Raw genomic sequence first — 17,570 nt, 5'->3', positions numbered from 1 at the left:
CCCGACTGTCGAACAGTTCGTTCTCGATACCAAAGATGACCCTTCTGCGGTCAGCTGATTAGAACAACTACAAACCCGAAATCGATGCGGTCGCGCGAACTCCGCCGGGCTGCGTCGGCCGCCATTCGATCGCGAGCCGTTGGCCGTCGGCGATCTGATCGGGCGACATCTTGAACGCGATGGCGTCCCGGATTCGAAAATAAGGTTCGCGCAGACGATTGGGCGCTGCGGCCGCTGCAAGATTGAGCCATTTGTAGGCCAGCACGAGGTCCTGGCAGACGCCATGCCCCTTGTCGTAGCTCAGACCCAAGAGGTGCTGCGCCGTCGGGTCGCCGCGCTCGGCGGCTCCGATATAGAGCTCGACCGCCGCCTCGTAGGACTGCGGGACGCCGAACCCGTTTTCATACATGTAGCCGAGCGCGGTCATGGCGGGCGGATGTCCACTCTGCGCCATCGGCGCCAACGCTGCGGCCGCCGTAACATAGTCGCCGCGCGCCAGCGCGGCCCATGCGTCTCCGCGCGGCCGCGCGTCGGCCGCGGCGATGCCGAAGGCGAGCGCCAGAACAGCGAAGGCCGTCGTCGCATGCCGCATCATCGACTGATCCGCGGTGTCTGAAGCGCACTCGTCGAGACCGGCCTGATCGTGCCGCGCAGCTTGGAGCGCAGCTCTTCCGCGACGTAGTGGGCGTCGGTGCCGTCGCGGATGATCTGGGGGCGAATGAAGATGATCAGCTCGGTCCGTCCGCGACTGCGGTCGTTGTTGCTGAAGAGGTCGCCGAGGCCCGGGATCTGGTCGATCCCCGGCACGCCACTGCGGGTGCCCTGATGGGTCTCGCTGATGAGACCGGCCAGCAGCACGGTCTGGCCGCTGGCAACTGCCACCGAGCTCTTCACCTTGCGCTGCGCGACAGTCGGCGTGAGGCTGTTGGCGGTCTGCGGCGAGACGTTGCTGATCTCCTGCTCGATCTCCAGCCGGACGTTGCCGTTCTCGTTGACCCGCGGAGCGACGCGCAGGATGATTCCGGTGTTGCGGTAGTCGATCGTGTTGACGACCGTGTTGTTGGTCGTCAGCACCGTGGCGCTGCCGGTCGAGACCGGCACCTGGTCGCCGACCTGCAATGTCGCCGCCTGGTTGTCGATCACCACCAGCGACGGGTTGGACAGCACCTTGACATCGGTGACCGTATGCAGCGCGCTGAGGATCGCGCTCGGCTGGGATTCCGACCCGACCAGGAAATTGAACCCGGGAAAAGCGCGGCTGAGAAAGGCGTTGGTGATCGTTCCCGCGGCCGAGGCGACCGTTGCCGGCGCCGATGTCGAGGTGGTGTTGAGCACTGAGCCCTGGTCCGGCCTCAGGCCGAGGTTCTTGCTGGTGAGATAGGCCTGCACGCCGTAGTTCAGCGAATCGTTGAGCGTGACTTCGGCGATCGTCGCGTCGATCGCGACCTGCAGCTGCGGACGATCGCACTGACGCAGGGTAGCTTCGATCAGCCGGTAGTTTTCCCTGTCGGCATAGATGAGAAGCGTGTTGTTGACGACGTCGGGGGTGATCCGCACGCCCTCCATGAGCGGCTTGCCGCCCGAACCCGATGCGCGCGATTCCGATCCCGCATCGAGTCCCGCCTGGGTCGGCGGCGGCGCCCCGCCGAAGCCGCGGTTGGCGACCAGGCCGGCGTTGCCCTGCTGCTGGCTCGCGAAGCCGCCCGACTGGGCCGTCGCGCCGGCGGCCGAGAGCCGTTCGCTGCTCGAGCTCGACGATGCTCCGGACCCGGGAGCGAGGTCAGTCGACGATCCCTCGGCCGCGCTGCCCGCGTTTCCGGTGAACATGTCGTTCAGCACCCGCGCCATCTGGCGCGCCTCGCCATACTTGACACGGTAGACATGGACGCTGTTGCGCAGCGTGTTGCCGGCATCGAGCCGCTTGATCCAGGTCTCCGCCGTATGCAGCAGCGCCGGCTTGCGGCTGATGACCATGACGGCGTTCATCCGGCTGACAGTCTGGAACTTGACCATGTTCTGGCCGAGCCCGCTGTCGCCGGTGTCCATGATCTTCTCGAGCTCGGCGACGATCGGCTCGGGATTGCCATTGACGATGGGAAAGATCCCGACCGACTGTCCGCGCATCCAGTCTGCATCGAAGCTCAGCGCGGCATCGATCGCGGTGCGTCGCTCGGCGCCCGTCCCCTGGATCAGCAGCACGTTGCGGCCGGGATCGGCGCGCACCGTGCCGGGCTTGAGCGCAAAGCTGTCGAGCAGCTTCAGCAGTGTCGGGGCGGAGACATATTGCAGTGGCAGCACGGAGATGCCGTAACCAGGCTCTGCCGAGCCTCCGGCGGCATCGACGTTGCCGGCACCCACTGCGTCGCCGAGTGGAATCAGCCGGTATCCGGAGTTGTCGCGAACCAGCGCCGTCCCCGAGAGCCGGAGCGCGTTCTCGAGCACGTAGGCAACGTCCGATTTCGGGACCGGGCGCACCGAGGACAGGCTGACCGTTCCCTGGATCCTTGGATCGATGGTGTAGCCGACGCCGAGAACGTCGCCGAGCACCACCTTGGCCACCGTCGCGATCGGCGTATTCTCGAAGTTCAGCTCGAACCCGTTGCCAACCGGCTGCGAATGCGCGGCCACCTGCTGGATCGGAAGCGAGCCCGCGGCCGGCGCTTCCGCTCGCGCGTCCCTGGCATCTCGTGCATCGTCGTTGCCGCCATAGATCTCGGCACGGGCGCGCCGCGCCGCCGGCGACTGCTCCGGCATGGCCTGCCTGGGATAGCGCGGCGAAAGGTCGATCCGGCCGACCTTGTCAAGCACGTCATCGCCGCGGCTATCGCTGCCGAGCGTCGCCGGGTTGCAGCCCGCCAACGCGATCGACATCGTGAGCAACGTTGCGAGCGTGCGGCATCGCAGCCAAGCTGCGCTCAAATCAGCAATCTCAACCACTCGCCCGCCCACCCGATCTGCCGAGTCCGTTCTACGTTTCGAGGCACACCCGGGCGGAGAGCGGTCGCGCTCCGCCCGGGTGCTCCAACCTGTGTCTTGCGAGGAGACGCCGCTGCCGTCAGGCCGCGGCCCCTGCTCGCGTCGGTCGGCTACCAGAGCCAGCCGACGCCCGCGAGAACCCGGTCGGACATCGCCCCCGCCGCGCTGTGATCGATCACCTTGGTGTAGTTCAGCTTGTAAACCAGGCTGGGATTCGGAAACACGGCAAGGCCGACGTCGTGGAACGTCATGTCACCGCTGCCCGTGATGTTGTTCAGGCCGTTGGTGAGATCGGAGCCGAGCATGCCCGACGTCTGGAAGTTCTGTCGGGTATAGCGATAGAACGGCACGATGTCGTAGTCGTTGGGCGCCCTGAAGTGGTAGGCGATCTCGCCGGAGTAGCCCCACATGTTCTTGCCGACGTTGTTGTCGTCGACGAGATCATTGTTGGCGCGGAGGTTCTCCGGATTGGAGAAGTTTACGTGGGCATATTCAGCCCGCAGCTCCAGCCCGGTGTTCGGAACGCGATAGCGGGCCTCGGTATTGAAGATCGTCATCGCGTTCTTGCCGAGGGGCACCTCGCTGCCGTCCGGCAGCGTCGCATAGGCGCCCCGCGGCGTGACGTTCGGCGAATAATAGATCGCCGAGCTTCCGGCAAAGCCGGGAAGGAACGACGGCGTGTAGCTCAGCCGCAGTGTATAGGCGAGCTGGTTGCTCAGCTGCCGGAAATCGCCGATCGGCGCTCGCGAGAGCGCGAGCGCTTCCGAGCCGTTGATGCCGCCTTCATAGCCGCCCGGATTGATATGACCATTGTCGCCGCGATGATCGAATCCGTCGCCGAAATCCTCCGCGCTCTGGCTGACCTGGAACTGATAGTTCAAGCCGTCGATGATCTTGCCGTGAAACCCTGCCGATGGCGCGTACCATGTCGTCGGGATCAGGCCGTTGGCAAGCTCCGGCCGCTGCACGCTGTAGAACAGCGTCGGCTCGTGATACAGGTTGGTGAAGGAGATCGGGATGAGATCGATACCCGGCGAACGCAGGGTGAAGTGGTCGTTGAACTTGACGTCGAAGAAGGCCTGCTCGACCTCGACCGCACCATGCAGCTTGTCGTCGTTATCGAATGCGGTGCCGCCATGCTCCCATTCCAGCTCCGCGTTGAAAGTGATGGAGTCATTGACCTGATAGGTCGGCAGCAAGACAAGGCGGGCCATGTCGAAGCCGTTCTGCCACTGACCGTTCGCTGCGGGATTTTGCACCGAGCCGAGCTTGATCTCGCCGTACATGCCGATCTTCATGCCGGGGACCGGCGACGGCGCGGCGCCGAACAGGTCTCTGCTGGGCTGCGGCGCAGGTGCTTTTAGATCTGCTGCCGGCAGGAATCGCGGCTTGGAATCCGAATCGGCGAACGCAGCCGCCAGCCGTGATGCCGGGGATGGCGATGGTCCGGCATCGGCCCCCTTCGCCCCACTGTCCCTGACGTCCTTCGAGTCGGCGAGCGCCATGGCGTTGCCGACCGGCTGGCTTGACGCAGTCTGCGCGTTGTCGGAGGCTTTCGCACCTCCGGCACGCGCGTCCTTGGCGCCGATCAGAGGCATCGGGTCGGCCGGGCGGCGAGATGCGAGTGATGCGGACTGTCCGACGCTGGTCGTCTTCTTTGCCTTGGCGTCCTTGAGCTCGACTTGAAGACTGTTGATGCGCTGCTCCATGGACTCGAGCTTCGCCATCAGCGCTTTGACGGCTGCCCCGTCCGTGGACCGCGCCGAGCCGGCGTCGGCCGCCTGGGCTGCTGCGGCGCTCAACGCCAATGTCGATACGGCGGCAAGCAGAGATGGCAGGAGTCGGTCGCGGCCGCGGAGCGGGCCACCGCCTTTGCCAATACTCAAAGCGCCGTCGTGTGAAGACGCGGAGCAATCTGCGCGCCTTCCGCTGCAGCTAATCAAGACCATCAGTCAAACCTCCCCATGATGATGCGCGGACGTGCATCCCCTTCGCCCGCGCCGCCGTGAGCACAGAATTCGTGCGCGACTGCGAGCCATTCGCGCTAGAAGCCCGCGATGTCGATACTTGGGCTCGTCGGAGATGCTCGCGTGTCAGCACTTGGGCGGCGCTCGTTGCGCGGCGGAGGCACGGCTTGCCGACCAATCGCTTGGACGCCAGCCGAGATCTGGCTAAGTGTTTTCAGTCATTGATAATTGCTGCTGGGTTCATGTCCGGCGTGCGGAGCGTCGAGCGGCGCAGCGTAGAGCTGCATTCATGCCTTTGCATCGCGAAGTAATAAGCGACGTCACACTTCGCCAACGACGGCCCTACTCCGAAAGAAATTGCGTTCGTGCGATGGCGCAGCTCGGACGAAGCAATGGAATCCAACGAAAAGCCGCAAGCGGACGCGACTGAGATTGCGGCAAGACGCCGCACGCTTCTCTCGTGGAGATGTCGCATCTACGCACGCGAATACCAGTCCCTTCCGATCAAGGCAGTCAAACCGGAAAGGCGCTCGGCTTCTTTAAAGAGATTCTAAACCGGTTACGCGAACCGACAGCGGTGGTTCTCGAAATGATAACAAATCAGTTGGCGCAGTTTTCAGGGTCGACGACACGCCCGGACTCGCTCCCATCATTACGCCGCATTGCGTGACGCTATTATTCGCCAGTTAGTGTGGTCTATCTGACGTTGGCTTCAGTATTCCCTCGAATGCCATCGACGAAGACGTCGCCTGACCACATCAGGATCGTGAATAGTCAGATACGTCCATCTTCTTCGACGCGCGTGACGGAATTTTCTGCAAAGCGGGACGGACGTCAGGACGGGAGTTGAGGGTGAACCGATTGCTTCGCTTGGTCGCCGCTATCATCGGAGAGGCACTATGAACGCTGTCCATCGGTTGGAGCCGGCGGCCGGACCGTTGCAGAATGTTCTTGGGTATCTCACCGAGATGATCCTGCGCAATGCACGTGCGGTCGCGCGCCTGTCTGACCATCGGCTTGCGGGCGGACAATGCTTCGTGTTCCATCAGCATGAGCTGGAGAAGCTGCCCGGCATTACCTACAACACGTTCGACGCTGATGGGCCCGTGTGGCTCTCCATCGAACGCCTGGTCGCCACCGATCCTCCCGCCGTCGAGTACGACCTGGCGATGTGGATTGACGTGTCCGCTGATCCGGACCGTCGCCCGCTGGTTCGGCAACGCGTGACGATCACGGTGCACGCGGCGGAAAAAGACCGGTTGATCGCGGCCGGTGACGCACGCGGCGAGCACTGCTCGCCGGCGAACGGCCCGGGGGTGGCCGCCGGGCTCTGGAACGTGCGATTGCATCTTGAGCAACGCCCGGACATCGTCGAGCGTCTGGACCGCTATCTCGCCGGCTCGTGGACAAATTGGGCCGCGGCCGAGCGGCTACGCCGCAAGACCATCGCGGTTCATCAGCGATTGCGCGAGATGGCTCGCGTGGCGGGAGCCGGAGGCAACGATGGCAGCTGCGAAATCGTGTGGGGCATTGGCGTGTCACGCTGGCGGCAACAAGGCCGCGAGTTGGATCTTCCGCTGCTCGAACGCCTGGTCGAGATCGAGGTCCTCGATGGCTCCGACACCGAAATCAGAATCCGGCCCCGCATGGTCGGCGCGACGGTCAATCTCAAGGCGTTCGAACCGCTGACATCAGCGGCCGGATTGGCGGGGCAAACGGCCGAGCAGTTGCTCGAGACGATCGAGCGCGGCAACGAGCTTTCGCCATTCCAGCCCGCCAGCTTCGAGCCGGTTCTCAGCGCCATCGGCTCACAGCTCGACCCGCATGGGATCTACTGTCCCACCATGCCCGACTCCGCGTTGCTGCTTCCCGAGGAGGACGAGCAACTGGTCGTCTCCGATCGCTGGGTGATCTTTGCGCGGCCGCGCTCGGACGCACTGCTGTTGCGCGACATCGAGCGGCTGAAGCGAGCGATCGAATACGCGCCCGGCGACGCTTGCTGCCTGGCCGCACTGTCTCGCCTTCTGCTTGGCGCGCCGGACCACGAAGCCCATGACGGCGCGCGCCGTCGTCTATCCGGCGTGATCGGTGAACCGATCGACGTCGGGCCGGATGCGCAGATCGCGGCGGATCACGGCGACCTGTTCTTTCCGCTGCCGACGAACTCCGACCAGATGGAGGTCGTGCGACAGCTCCGGCGATCGGACGGACTTGTCGTGCAAGGCGCGCGCGGGTCCGAGCGCACGTCCACCCTCGTCAACCTGGTTTGCCATCACCTCGCAATGGGCCTGCGCGTTCTCGTCGTCTCGCGCAACGAGGCTGCACTCGGACTGTTGTCCGAGAAGCTGCCGCGCGCTGTCCGTGATCTGACCGTCGATCTAACCGGCTCCGACAAGGACGTCTTGAAGCATGCGGAGACAGTCGTCAGCCGGCTGCTGTCGATCCTCAAGACCACGAACCCGCGCGCGCAGGCGGAACAGGTCAATCGGCTGGAGCGCGACATCATCGCGACCAGCGTCGAGATATCGCGTCTCGATGACGCGTTCGCAGACATCGCCAGCCGCAGCATGCTGCGGTCATCCGGTGTCCCCGACCTGCCGTTCGACGCGTTGACCACGCTGATCGCCGACCGCGACGCCTATGCCTGGTTCACCGATCAGCCGTCACGATTCGTGAGTGAGAGCGACCTTCTGGTTGCGGCAGTCGAGCAGGCCCGTGAGGCGCGTGTTCGGCTGGGTACCGATCTCGCATATGTCGACGACGCGCTCCCGGAAATCGCGGCCCTGCCGGACGCCGTGACCGTGAGACGTTTGCACGAGGACCTGCAGCCGGCGCGGATCGACGGCGAAAGCCATGACAGCCGGCTTGCCTGCCAGATCATCGCGGAGCTCGGGCCGGACGGAGCGGACTTGCTCGCCGGCGACCTCGACGCGCTCGCGGCGGCCCACCGGATCATTGCCGACGAGCCCTGGCTCGCAGCGCTGTCGCCGGTCGGCCGCAAGGCCGATGCAATGTCGGTTGACGGTGGCATCCTCGTCGATTTTGCCCGCGATGCGTCGTCCCTGCTGTCGCAACGTGCCGGCTTCCTGGTTCGGCCGGTGGAAACGCCGGCGGACGCCTTCGCCAGCCAGGAACTGCTCACGATTGTCGAACGGCTGTCGGCCGGAGCAAGGCCGTTCGCGACATTCTCCCTGTCCGGCCGTGCGTTGAAGCAGACCGTGGAGGCGATCAGGGTGGCTGGCTTCGCGCCGAAAGGCGCGGCCGACTGGGGCCATGTTCGCGACTATCTGACCTGGCGTCGTCACCTGCATTCGCTCGACGCCAGATGGCGATCGCTGGCGGCCGAAATCGGTGCGCCTGCGCCCGAGCCGGACTCCTCTCACACGTTCCACGGTCACGAGCGCGTCGTCAAAAGCGTCGAGGCCGCGATCGTGCTGGCGGCGCTGGCGAAGCGCAATGTTCTCACCGCCGCACCGAAGCTGTCGATGCCGGACGACGCGATCGCCGGATTGCTCGGTGACGGCCGACGACTTTCTGCGCTGGCAGCTGCGGTGAGGAGCATGGCTCTCCGCATCGGCAAGCAGCGGCTGGAGCTCACCCGGCTGAACGGGCTGTTTGGCGGCAGCGGCAAGCTCGCAACGCAGGCTCATGCCGACGTGCTCTCGCAGATCGGCTGCGATGGTGTCGACCCGCGCGACATCGAGGCGCGCTGGAGCACCCTTCGCACCCGGCTGCAGTCGCTGCACGACCGGCGCCAGGATCTCGAGCTGCTCGACGAGGTCTGCCGAGCGATCACCGAGGCCGGAGCGGACGCCTTCGCCCGGCGGATCAGGACCGAGCCGGCACATCCGCAGACCGGGGATCCGGTGCTCGTTGCAGATTGGATGATGGCCTGGAATTGGGCGGTGCTGATGCGGCAGACCGAAGGCATCGGTCAGCATCAGCGTTTGCAGGACCTGTCCGACCAGCGCGCGGCGCTGGAGATGCAGTTGCGCGAGCTGTTCGGCCAGGTCGTCGTGGCACGGATGCATCTCGGCCTGGCACAGAACACCGGCAGCGCCATGAGGCAGGCGCTCACCGTGTTCATGACCACGCTGAGAAAGATGGCAGCGACCTGTTCCGGCCCCACCGCATGCCGGTTGCGTCAGGCTGCACGCGAGGCACTCGAGAGCTGCTGCGAAGGCATCCCATGCCAGCTCGTGCCAGCATGGCGCGTGGCCGAGCAGCTACCGGCCCGGCTCGGCGCATTTGATCTCGTCGTCATCGACGATGCCTCGCAATCCGATCTCCGCGAACTCACTGCGATGCTCCGAGCCCGCAAGGTCGTCGTCATCGAGGACGATCGGCAGACCGGCGAGCGCGTCGCGCAAGGTGAGCACGACATCGAAACCATCGCACGCAGCATCCTGCGCAGCGGTCCGGCTGCCATGCGCCGGTTCCTGCTGCCGGGCGCAGCGCTCTGCGATTTCGTCAAGATGCTGTTTCCCGACCGGATGATCAGACTTCGGGAGCACGCTCGCCGGGTCGATCCGGTCGCGCTTGCAGCCGTCGGCTCACAGCAGCCATCGGCACAGCCGGCGACCAGCCCGCATCCGGCTGCCGCGCGGCTCACTGGCGCGGCGGAGGATCACCCGGCATCCGCGCGATCCGTAACGCGCCGCGCCTATTCGCTGGAAGACGAGATCGCCACGGTGGCCGAAAGCCTGTCGCTGGCGCGGCTCTCGGAGCAACGCGCTGAGCCGGCCATCTCGATCGAGAGCCCGGTGCCGGATTGGCTGGGCAACCGCGCCGGCGCCGGCATCGGGGCGCGTCCAACGCGGCGCCGCGAGCATGAGGTCGCGACCGATGAAACGCGTGCCGCCTCGTCGTCTGATACGCCCGCCTCTGCGCCGCCCGCGTCCGTCGCGCCCGCAGCGCCGGTCGAGATCGAGGAGAATCAGCCGTCCGCGGCCGATCGGCTCGCGGAGGCTGCGAGGTCGCCGGCCGACGATGCCACCATCGCGCGGGTGGCCGTGCTCGCCCGCCCGGCGGAACTGTCCGAGACGACGACGCGCGGCCAAGCCGAGTCGGAGCGCGACGCCGTGCATATCGATCATCGCGCGCTGTCGCCGGGTCGGCGTCCGCGGCCTGATCATGGAGCGAGGCGTCCACACCGCTCGCTCCGCCGGCACATGATGGCCGCTGCCGCCGGCTTGGCGGTCGCGGTGGTTGGCGCATCGATCTACTGGCAGCCGGCGGCGAGCCGGATCACGACGTCCTTGCAAACCGTTTTGAACCGACTCCCGGTGTCCTGGAATGCCGCCTCGCCGGCCGCCGCCGAGCCGCGCAAGGTCATCGCGGATCGGATAACGCCTGACGCCAGGGGCGGTGCTGGCGGCGATGCGATCACCACGGGGAGCGCGACCGAGACGATGGTGTCACATGCCGTGCTGTACCAGGAGGATCCGCAGGATCCGCACGGCAAGCGCTATCTCGGGAAAGTCACCTGGCATGTCGAGCCTGCGGCAGGAGCGGTGCCAGCCTCGATCAAAGGCGATGTCGAGATCGACAAGAGGATGACGGCGACGTTGTCGCTGCGTCCAAACAAGGAAGCCGAAATGCCGGCGAGCCACATCATGGAGATCAAGTTCAACTGGCCGGACGACCCGTCTCACGCCGGGGTGGAGACCTTGAAGGGCGTCAGCATGAAGCCCAAGGAAGCGGGTCGCGGGACCCCGTTGACCACCATGACCGCCAAGGTGACGCCGGAGTTCTTCATGATCGCGCTGTCGGCGGGGGATGTCGACATGAAGCGGAACGTGTTGCTGCTCAAGGGCAAGGACTGGATCGACATCCCGATCGTCTACAATGGCGGCAGCCGGGCGGTGCTGGCGATCGAGAAGGGAGCGGACGGTGAGCGCGCGTTCAAGGATGCGTTTGCCGCCTGGGGACAATGATCCGGCGGCAAGGCCGACGCACGGAAGGCGCCGTCCTATGATCGGCATCGACATCCTCGCGCCATCGCAGGCTCCGGTCACCGATCGGGACGAGCGACCGCTGACCGCCGTGACCTATCCGGTGCCTTGCGAGCAGTGCGGCCGGATCGTGCGGGTGGCGATGAACACGCTGCGCCCACCCGGCTTCCACCGCCTCGACGAGCAGGTCGCCTGCCCCGAGATCCAGGAGCGCCGCAGCAGGGGCGACGGCGGACTGCTGTTGATGATGTGCGGCCCCTTGAAGCAATCGCTCGCCGCACGATGCGATGCGGCCGAGGTCGAGGCCACCGCTCCCGGTGGCGGACAGCCGGGACGGGTCGTCTGCAGCATTCCCGGCGTCTCGATCGCTCAATACGCCCCGAACGAGGCGCGCAGCCGCGCGGAGATCTGGCAGGCGCACGGCTACGACAAGCTGGCCACGAGGCTGCGCGCGGCCGCGGCAAGGGCGGAGCGCAGGCCGCTGGTCTGGACCCGCGCTGCGGCGGCCAGCCTCGGCGCATTGTTGCTCGCTGCCGCCGCCAGCTGGTTCATGCTGGCGCGGGAGCCGGCCGCTCCCCCGCCAACACAGCCGCAAGCCGCCGAGGTCTCCGTGGCCGCGTGGAGCCGCGCAAGCGTCGAGAGTTCGGGGCGCGTCGTCACGGCAGAGGCCATGTCAGCCGCGACCGCCCCGGCGCCGATACCGGACGCGCCCTCGGACCCTGCAACGCTCTCGCGTTCCACGGAAACCGCGCCGCTCGAGGCACCCGCCCTGCTCGCGTCGGCAAGCGCTGCGACCGCTCCCGAGACTGCGCCGGCAGCAGAGTCGACCGCGACCCCAGGGCCGGCGGAGGCAGCGGCGATTCGCCTGCCTGACATGGTGATGATTCCAGGAGGGGCATTCGCGATGGGCGGCGTCGAGAGCTCCGAGCTTCCGGTCCACCGCGTCACGATCAAGCCGTTCGCGCTCGGCAAATACCCGGTCACGATTGGCGAGTGGAAGGCGTGCGTGGCTGCCAAGGCCTGCACCGACGTGATGAGCGGTCCGGACGACAACCCGGTGACGAATGTCGGCTACGACGACGTCAGGGACTATCTGGCTTGGCTCTCGCGGGCCGTCGGCAAGCCGCTCCGGCTCCCGACCGAGGCCGAATGGGAATATGCAGCGCGCGGCGGCGCAACGACGGCGTTCTGGTGGGGCGACCGGATGCGCTCCGGCATGGCCAATTGCAACGGATGCAACGAGCCCGGCGCGCCCGCGCAGCTCATGAAGGTCGGAAGCTTTGCGGCCAATCCGTTTGGCCTGTTCGACATGGGCGGGAGCGTCGACCAATGGGTGGCCGACAGCTGGCACAAGAGCTATCAGGGCGCGCCGTCCGATGGCTCGGCATGGATCGACGAGCAGAGCTTCGTCCATGTCATTCGCTCGGGTTCATGGAAGAAGGATGCGAGCTATGCCCGCAGCGGGAGCCGCGACCGCTATGATGGGCGCGTCAGGTATCCGACCCATGGCTTTCGCCTCGCTCTTTCGCTCTGATGCGGCCGCGGTATGCTGAGCCAGGCCAGCGTGCCGTCGACGCCGATGCGGGGCCTGCGCCCGCAAATGTCTCGCGCCACAGCGAACACCAGCGTCGCAGATCCGCAGGACGCCTGGTCTGCCGAGCCTCTTTATTCAAATTCTTATCGGGAATCGTAGGACGAGACCGATCGAAACCTCAAATTTGCCGCGCTACGCCCCATTCATGGACCGGCTACACCGCTCGATATTTGCGATCGATGATCGTCGTTGTTTATGAGTTGGGGATTTATGTGGAGTGAGAAATCTACGCGCCGCGCGCCGCTACTGGATCTGACGCCCTGGCGACGACGTCGTCTCGCCGCAGTCGCGACGCTCGGGTCCACCGTGTTGGCCTGCACGCTGGTGCTGTTGCCGACTCTCGCATGGGCGCAGGCGAAAACGGCGCCGAAGGACGCCTACCTGTATTTCATCACGCCACCGACGGCGACACCGTGAAGACCGCGTTCTGGTGCCGGTTCGGACTTCGCAACATGGGCGTGACCCATGCCGGTGACGCCTTTGCCAACACCGGCCATCATCACCTCCTGATCGACGCCGATGAGCCGATCAGCCCGGGCGAGCCGATTCCGCAGGACAGAAAGCACCTGCACTACGGCGCGGGCGAGACCGAGGCCCTGATCGAGCTGCCCCCCGGCAAGCATAACCTGCAGCTCGTCCTGGGCGACGGCATGCACTTCAACTTCGATCCACCGCTGGTATCGAAGAAGATCACGATCACCGTGAGCAGTGCTTCGCAGAGGCACGGGCAGAGCGCCACTCACGCCCACCGGCGGACGCGGCATCTGCACGCGCACACCGCGCGTCAGGCGGCGCAACCGTCGGCCACCGAAGCGCCGCCGTCCGATCCGGCAAAATCGGCGGGAGCCGTCGATTTCATCAAGAGCTTCCTGTCGGGTGCGAAATGAGCCTCCGCCGCTCCCCGATGGAGCCGGCCGGCACATCAGTTCATCGCGACGTGCCGGAGCCTCCAACCGCAGCACTGCATTTGTCCGGCTCGGCTCTATTGATACGACCTCCAGACGCGAGGCTTGCTTCGCCTCGGCGAGCGCCAAGAGCGATCATCAGCATCGGTCCAAGCTCGGAGGCGAGGCGCGGGGAGACCACGCCATTGATCGTCCGGAACAGGTACGACAGGAAATAACCAGCCGCGAATGGAATGAACACCAGAGCCGTAACGGTCCAGCCTGGGATTGCGGCACCACCGACCTTGGCGTCAACGCCCATCCTGCCGAACATGTAGTCCGGCTCAAACTCCCAGAAATCAATAGTTCAGCTTGGAAACTGGCGCTCCCTAAGGAAGCAGGGAAAACCAACAAACTCAAAGAATCAGCACTCCTTTCGGGACGCCATGGCTGCGGTGCCCGTGGCCTCGCCCGACAGATGCTGGTCCGGCGAGTTGGGCTCATTCCCCGTCATGCGATCGCGCGCACCGCATTCGCGATCATCTCCGCCACCGATCCATCGTGGGCGAAGCCGAGGGCCAGCTCGGCGGTGGCATCCAACTCGGGATAGCGGCCGAAGACGTCCTCTATGCCTTGATCGGGATCGAACGTCACGCGCGCGGCGCGCTCCGCGCCGAGCAGCTGCGCCAGGCCGTCCACCACCTCGGCGATCGAGAGACGAAGCGCCGGAAGCTGCAGGGTTCCGCAGACATCGAGCTTCCCGGCGAGGAGGAGATTGTCGACGGCGGCCTTCGCGGACAACCACCAGGCCGTCGCGCCCGGCGACACCGGACAGACATAGCGCTCGCCCGCGGACAGCGCGTGCAGCAGCTCGCTCATGAACGCCGATCCGAAGCCGCTCACGGGCCTGGGCCGCGCCACGATGCCGGGCAGCCGCAGTGCGATACCCGACAGATCTCCGCGTCGCGTGTGATCGGCGAGCGCGATCTCCACCATCCGCTTGTGCGCGCCATAGGTGATCGCCGGCCGCGCCTCCGTGCGTGCGCCGACCCGCGCCTCCGCAAGCGCGCCGTAGACGGCGATGCTGCTGGCATAGACCACGCGCGGCCGATGTCGGCTCTCCGCCAGCAGCTGGAAGAGATCCAGCGACGCATCGAGATTGACGCGGCGGCCGAGCGCGGGCGCGGCCTCGGCGCGGCCGCCGGGAATGCTGGCGAGGTGGAACACGAGGTGGAACGGCGCGGCGCCGAGTTGCTCGAGCACGGCGGGATCGTCGAGGCCGCCTCGGATCCAGGACAGACGCGCACCGGACAATCCCGCTGGCGCCTCGGCGAGATCGAGTGCGGTGATTTCAGCACCGTCCATGTCGATCAGCAACCGATGCAGCAGCGCACGGCCGATGAAGCCCGCGGCCCCCGTGACAAGAATACGCATGGTTCAATCCGGCCGATCGGCGCCCGCCGCACGAACCACGCGCTGCGCGACACGCCCGAACGGACCCGGCCGGCCATCGGCGAAGCAGGCCTGCATGGTCACCTCCTCACCGAAGCGCAGGAACGAGGTCCGCGCCGCGCCGTGCTCGATCATCTCGATCGCCCGGACCTCGGCAAGGCAGCTCGATCCGGCGGCGCGATCGGCGTTCGAGACCGTGCCCGAGCCGATGATCGTGCCGGCCGTCAACCGCCGCGTCCGCGCCGCATGGGCGATCAGCTGCGGGAACGAGAACGCCATCTCGCGGCCCGAGGCTGCGCCGATCCGCTCGCCATTGCGCCGGACATGCAGGGCCATGTCGAGCCGGCCATCGCGCCAGGCATCGCCGACCTCGTCCGGCGTCACCGCAAACGGCGCGAAGCTGGTCGAGGGCTTCGCCTGCAGGAAGCCGAAGCCGGTGCGAACCTCGCGCGCGCCGACCGCGCGCAGGCTCCAGTCGTTGATCTGCACCAGCAGCCGGATTCGTTGCGCAGCCTCTTCGGCAGAAGCAGCCATCGGCACGTCGTCGACGATGACGCCGAACTCGCCCTCGAAGTCGATGCCATCAGCTTCTGTCACGAAGGGAACATCGTCCTGCGGCCCGAGGAAGTCGTCGCTGGCGCCCTGGTACATCACCGGGACGGTGTCGAAGTCGGGGATCGGCGGCTTGTTGAAGGCGACATCCATCAGCCGTCCGTGATTCAGGAAGGCCGAGCCATCCAGCCATTGCGGCGCGCGCGGCAGCGGTGCGAGGCATCGCGCGGGATCGAACGCCGTTACATCGGCAGCCGATCCATCCTCGAGACTTTCAGCGAGCTGGCGCAACGCCGGCTCGACCTGCTGCCAATTCCGCAGCGCCGTCAGCAGATCCGGTGCGATGGCGCTGGCATTGCACGCGCGCGCCTGATCCCCGGAGACGATGACCAGGCCGCCGTCGGGGCTGCCGTTCCGATAGGTCGCGAGTCTCATCAGCTGGCCTTGGTCGGGTTGGCTTCGGGACCGAACTTGCCGTCGACCAGGATGAACAGCATCCGGCACGGCTTGTCGCTGCGGTTGGCCCAGGCGTGGTTGGTGCCGCGCTGGATCACCACGTCGCCGACCTTGAGGTCAGCGGTGCCCTTGTCGAGCACCAGCGTGATCTCACCGGAGATGACGATGCCATAGTCGATCGTCTCGGTGCGGTGCATCAGCGGATGTGGCGATTCCGTCGTCACGGTCGAGGCGTGGGGGTCGCCGATCTGGCTGAACGCGGCATTCATGCGCGCCGCGCCGTTGCGGAGAAAGTCCTCGGTATCCGGCGGAATGTCGACGAAGCGGATGCGGCTGCCATGCGTTGGCGGCGGCAGCCGCAGCGGCCCGATCGTCGGATCGGGACCGTTGTCGATCAGCGCCGGCGTTGCCTGCGTGCTCCAGACCTCGTGGAAGAAGGTGCCGGGGATCGCCGCCAGCTCGGTGACGGTTGGCAAGGCGCCGTCGGACGAGATCACGGCGGCGCCCTGCGCGTCATGGCCGGTGACGACGCGGCGGATCTGCGGAAGGGTCATGCTGGAGGCCTCCTGGTCAGGCGATTTCGAGAGAGGCGGCGGACGCCGCGCCGCGCGCAGCGAACACGCGCGAGAACATCACGACGGCGACGGATGAGATGATGACGGCGCCGAGCCCGAGCGCAGGATAGCCGAACAGCTGCACCAAGGTGCCGCCGAGAATGGGGCCGATCGCAGCGCCGATCATCAGCATCGCCGGCGTGCCGGCCAACGCCCGCGCGGTCGGGTCGAGACGCGACAGCAGCCCGAACGCAAAGGTGTGGGTGAAGATCATTACCGCGGCAAAGATCGCGGTCGGGACCGCATAGGCGACGAAGCCGGAGCCGAAGGTGATCGTCACGGCGATCAGCGCCTGGCAGACCGGGCCCGCCAGCAGCACGTGTCTCGCCGGTAGCCGCCGCTCCATTATGGCGGCGAGCGGCGCCGGCAGCAGGTTGACGAAGCCGAGCGCGATCAGCACGCCCGTCACCGCGTCAGCTTCGAAGCCGCGGTCAGCGCCGATCCGCTCGATGAAGCTGAACAGCATCGCCTGGGTCAGCGCCATGCAGCTGATGCCGGCAATGCCGAACCAGACGGCGCGCGGCAGATGGCTGACCTCCGCGATCAGATCCTCGTCACTGCGCACCACGCCCTTCGGAAATGACAGCGCCGCCGCCAGCGCCGCGACCGCCATCACGCCGGCAAACACGACGAACAAGGCCTGGCCGCCGAAGCTCGCCACGAGATTGGGCGTCATGCCGAGAAACAGAATGGCAAACACACCGAGCGCCATTCCGACGATGGCGAACAGGCGGTGCGGGTTGGCGCTGCGTGCGATGGTGCCGTGAGTGAAGCTCAGCCCGCAGGCCGCTGTTGCGCCGCCCAGCGCGTGCAGCATCGCGAGCAGCGCAAACTCCGACGTTCGGCTCGCGGCCAGGAACACCAGCGCGGCCACGCCATATCCCGCAGCCGCCGCCAGGCGGGCGTTCATCCGGTTGAAGCGAGGTGCGAAGAACAGGCTGCTGAGCACGGCGCCCAGCAGGAACAGCGTGGCCAGCAGTCCCGCCTGCTGCGGGCTGAACCTGTAGCGCTCGATCAGCGCGCCCACCCAGACCGGCAGCGCGACGAGATCGACCATCCCGGCGCAATGCGCGACCATCAGCGCGATGCGTCCGCGCCACGTCTCCGTCGTCACCGTCATG

General features: G+C 66.3%; 9 protein-coding genes and 1 pseudogene. 3 read left to right on the top strand and 7 right to left on the bottom strand.

From position 1 onward, the window contains the following. Positions 1-67 precede the first annotated feature (67 nt). The 3 genes from ACQR0U_RS19400 to ACQR0U_RS19390 form a co-directional block, all read right to left on the bottom strand. Positions 68-595, bottom strand: a complete 528-nt coding sequence (locus tag ACQR0U_RS19400; RefSeq protein ID WP_316194511.1) for a tetratricopeptide repeat protein — start codon at positions 593-595, stop codon at positions 68-70. Beyond that, positions 592-2,949: a type II secretion system secretin GspD gene (gene gspD, locus ACQR0U_RS19395; RefSeq protein WP_316194510.1), complete on the bottom strand. Its 2,358-nt coding sequence runs from the start codon at positions 2,947-2,949 to the stop codon at positions 592-594. The genes ACQR0U_RS19400 and gspD overlap by 4 nt, the downstream gene beginning before the upstream one ends. Before the next feature lie 137 nt (positions 2,950-3,086). Continuing rightward, complete coding sequence (locus ACQR0U_RS19390) at positions 3,087-4,925, bottom strand: porin (RefSeq protein ID WP_316194509.1); 1,839 nt, start codon at positions 4,923-4,925, stop codon at positions 3,087-3,089. 917 nt (positions 4,926-5,842) lie between these two features. On the opposite strand from ACQR0U_RS19390, the gene ACQR0U_RS19385 reads away from it, so the two are divergent. The 3 genes and pseudogenes from ACQR0U_RS19385 to ACQR0U_RS19375 all read left to right on the top strand — a co-directional run bounded on the left by ACQR0U_RS19385 (position 5,843) and on the right by ACQR0U_RS19375 (position 13,378). Continuing rightward, on the top strand, positions 5,843-10,879 hold the full coding sequence (locus tag ACQR0U_RS19385) for a helicase (RefSeq protein WP_316194508.1): 5,037 nt from the start codon (positions 5,843-5,845) through the stop codon (positions 10,877-10,879). 37 nt (positions 10,880-10,916) lie between these two features. Beyond that, entirely contained in the window at positions 10,917-12,431 is a 1,515-nt protein-coding gene (locus tag ACQR0U_RS19380) for a formylglycine-generating enzyme family protein (protein WP_434843939.1), read from the top strand. Positions 12,432-12,815: 384 nt separating this feature from the next. After that, a pseudogene (locus tag ACQR0U_RS19375) lies at positions 12,816-13,378 on the top strand (DUF4399 domain-containing protein). Positions 13,379-13,885: 507 nt separating this feature from the next. On the opposite strand, the gene ACQR0U_RS19370 reads toward ACQR0U_RS19375, so the two are convergent. From ACQR0U_RS19370 to ACQR0U_RS19355, 4 genes are read right to left on the bottom strand one after another with little or no spacing between them, the layout of a single operon-like run. After that, a complete protein-coding gene (locus ACQR0U_RS19370; protein ID WP_315828109.1) occupies positions 13,886-14,809 on the bottom strand; it encodes an NAD-dependent epimerase/dehydratase family protein in 924 nt (307 codons plus the stop codon). A gap of 3 nt (positions 14,810-14,812) precedes the next feature. After that, a complete protein-coding gene (locus tag ACQR0U_RS19365; RefSeq protein WP_315715577.1) occupies positions 14,813-15,814 on the bottom strand; it encodes a fumarylacetoacetate hydrolase family protein in 1,002 nt (333 codons plus the stop codon). After that, positions 15,814-16,389 (bottom strand): cupin domain-containing protein, encoded by a 576-nt coding sequence (locus ACQR0U_RS19360; protein ID WP_315715576.1) that lies wholly within the window; start codon positions 16,387-16,389, stop codon positions 15,814-15,816. The genes ACQR0U_RS19365 and ACQR0U_RS19360 overlap by 1 nt, the downstream gene beginning before the upstream one ends. A 16-nt stretch (positions 16,390-16,405) precedes the next feature. Beyond that, entirely contained in the window at positions 16,406-17,563 is a 1,158-nt protein-coding gene (locus ACQR0U_RS19355) for an MFS transporter (protein ID WP_316174801.1), read from the bottom strand. Between the last annotated feature and the right edge of the window lie 7 nt (positions 17,564-17,570).

Source organism: Bradyrhizobium sp. HKCCYLRH3097, assembly GCF_051167875.1.
In the GTDB taxonomy this organism is placed as follows: Bacteria; Pseudomonadota; Alphaproteobacteria; order Rhizobiales; family Xanthobacteraceae; genus Bradyrhizobium.
This window is presented reverse-complemented; position numbering and strand designations above follow the sequence as displayed.

Bases quoted from the DNA above. Each gene is read 5' to 3' on its own strand.
- ACQR0U_RS19390 (WP_316194509.1), bottom strand. From the start codon at position 4,925: ATGGTCTTGATTAGCTGCAGCGGAAGGCGCGCAGATTGCTCCGCGTCT.
- ACQR0U_RS19370 (WP_315828109.1), bottom strand. From the start codon at position 14,809: ATGCGTATTCTTGTCACGGGGGCCGCGGGCTTCATCGGCCGTGCGCTG.
- ACQR0U_RS19360 (WP_315715576.1), bottom strand. From the start codon at position 16,389: ATGACCCTTCCGCAGATCCGCCGCGTCGTCACCGGCCATGACGCGCAG.
- ACQR0U_RS19385 (WP_316194508.1), top strand. From the start codon at position 5,843: ATGAACGCTGTCCATCGGTTGGAGCCGGCGGCCGGACCGTTGCAGAAT.
- ACQR0U_RS19365 (WP_315715577.1), bottom strand. From the start codon at position 15,814: ATGAGACTCGCGACCTATCGGAACGGCAGCCCCGACGGCGGCCTGGTC.
- ACQR0U_RS19380 (WP_434843939.1), top strand. From the start codon at position 10,917: ATGATCGGCATCGACATCCTCGCGCCATCGCAGGCTCCGGTCACCGAT.
- ACQR0U_RS19400 (WP_316194511.1), bottom strand. From the start codon at position 595: ATGATGCGGCATGCGACGACGGCCTTCGCTGTTCTGGCGCTCGCCTTC.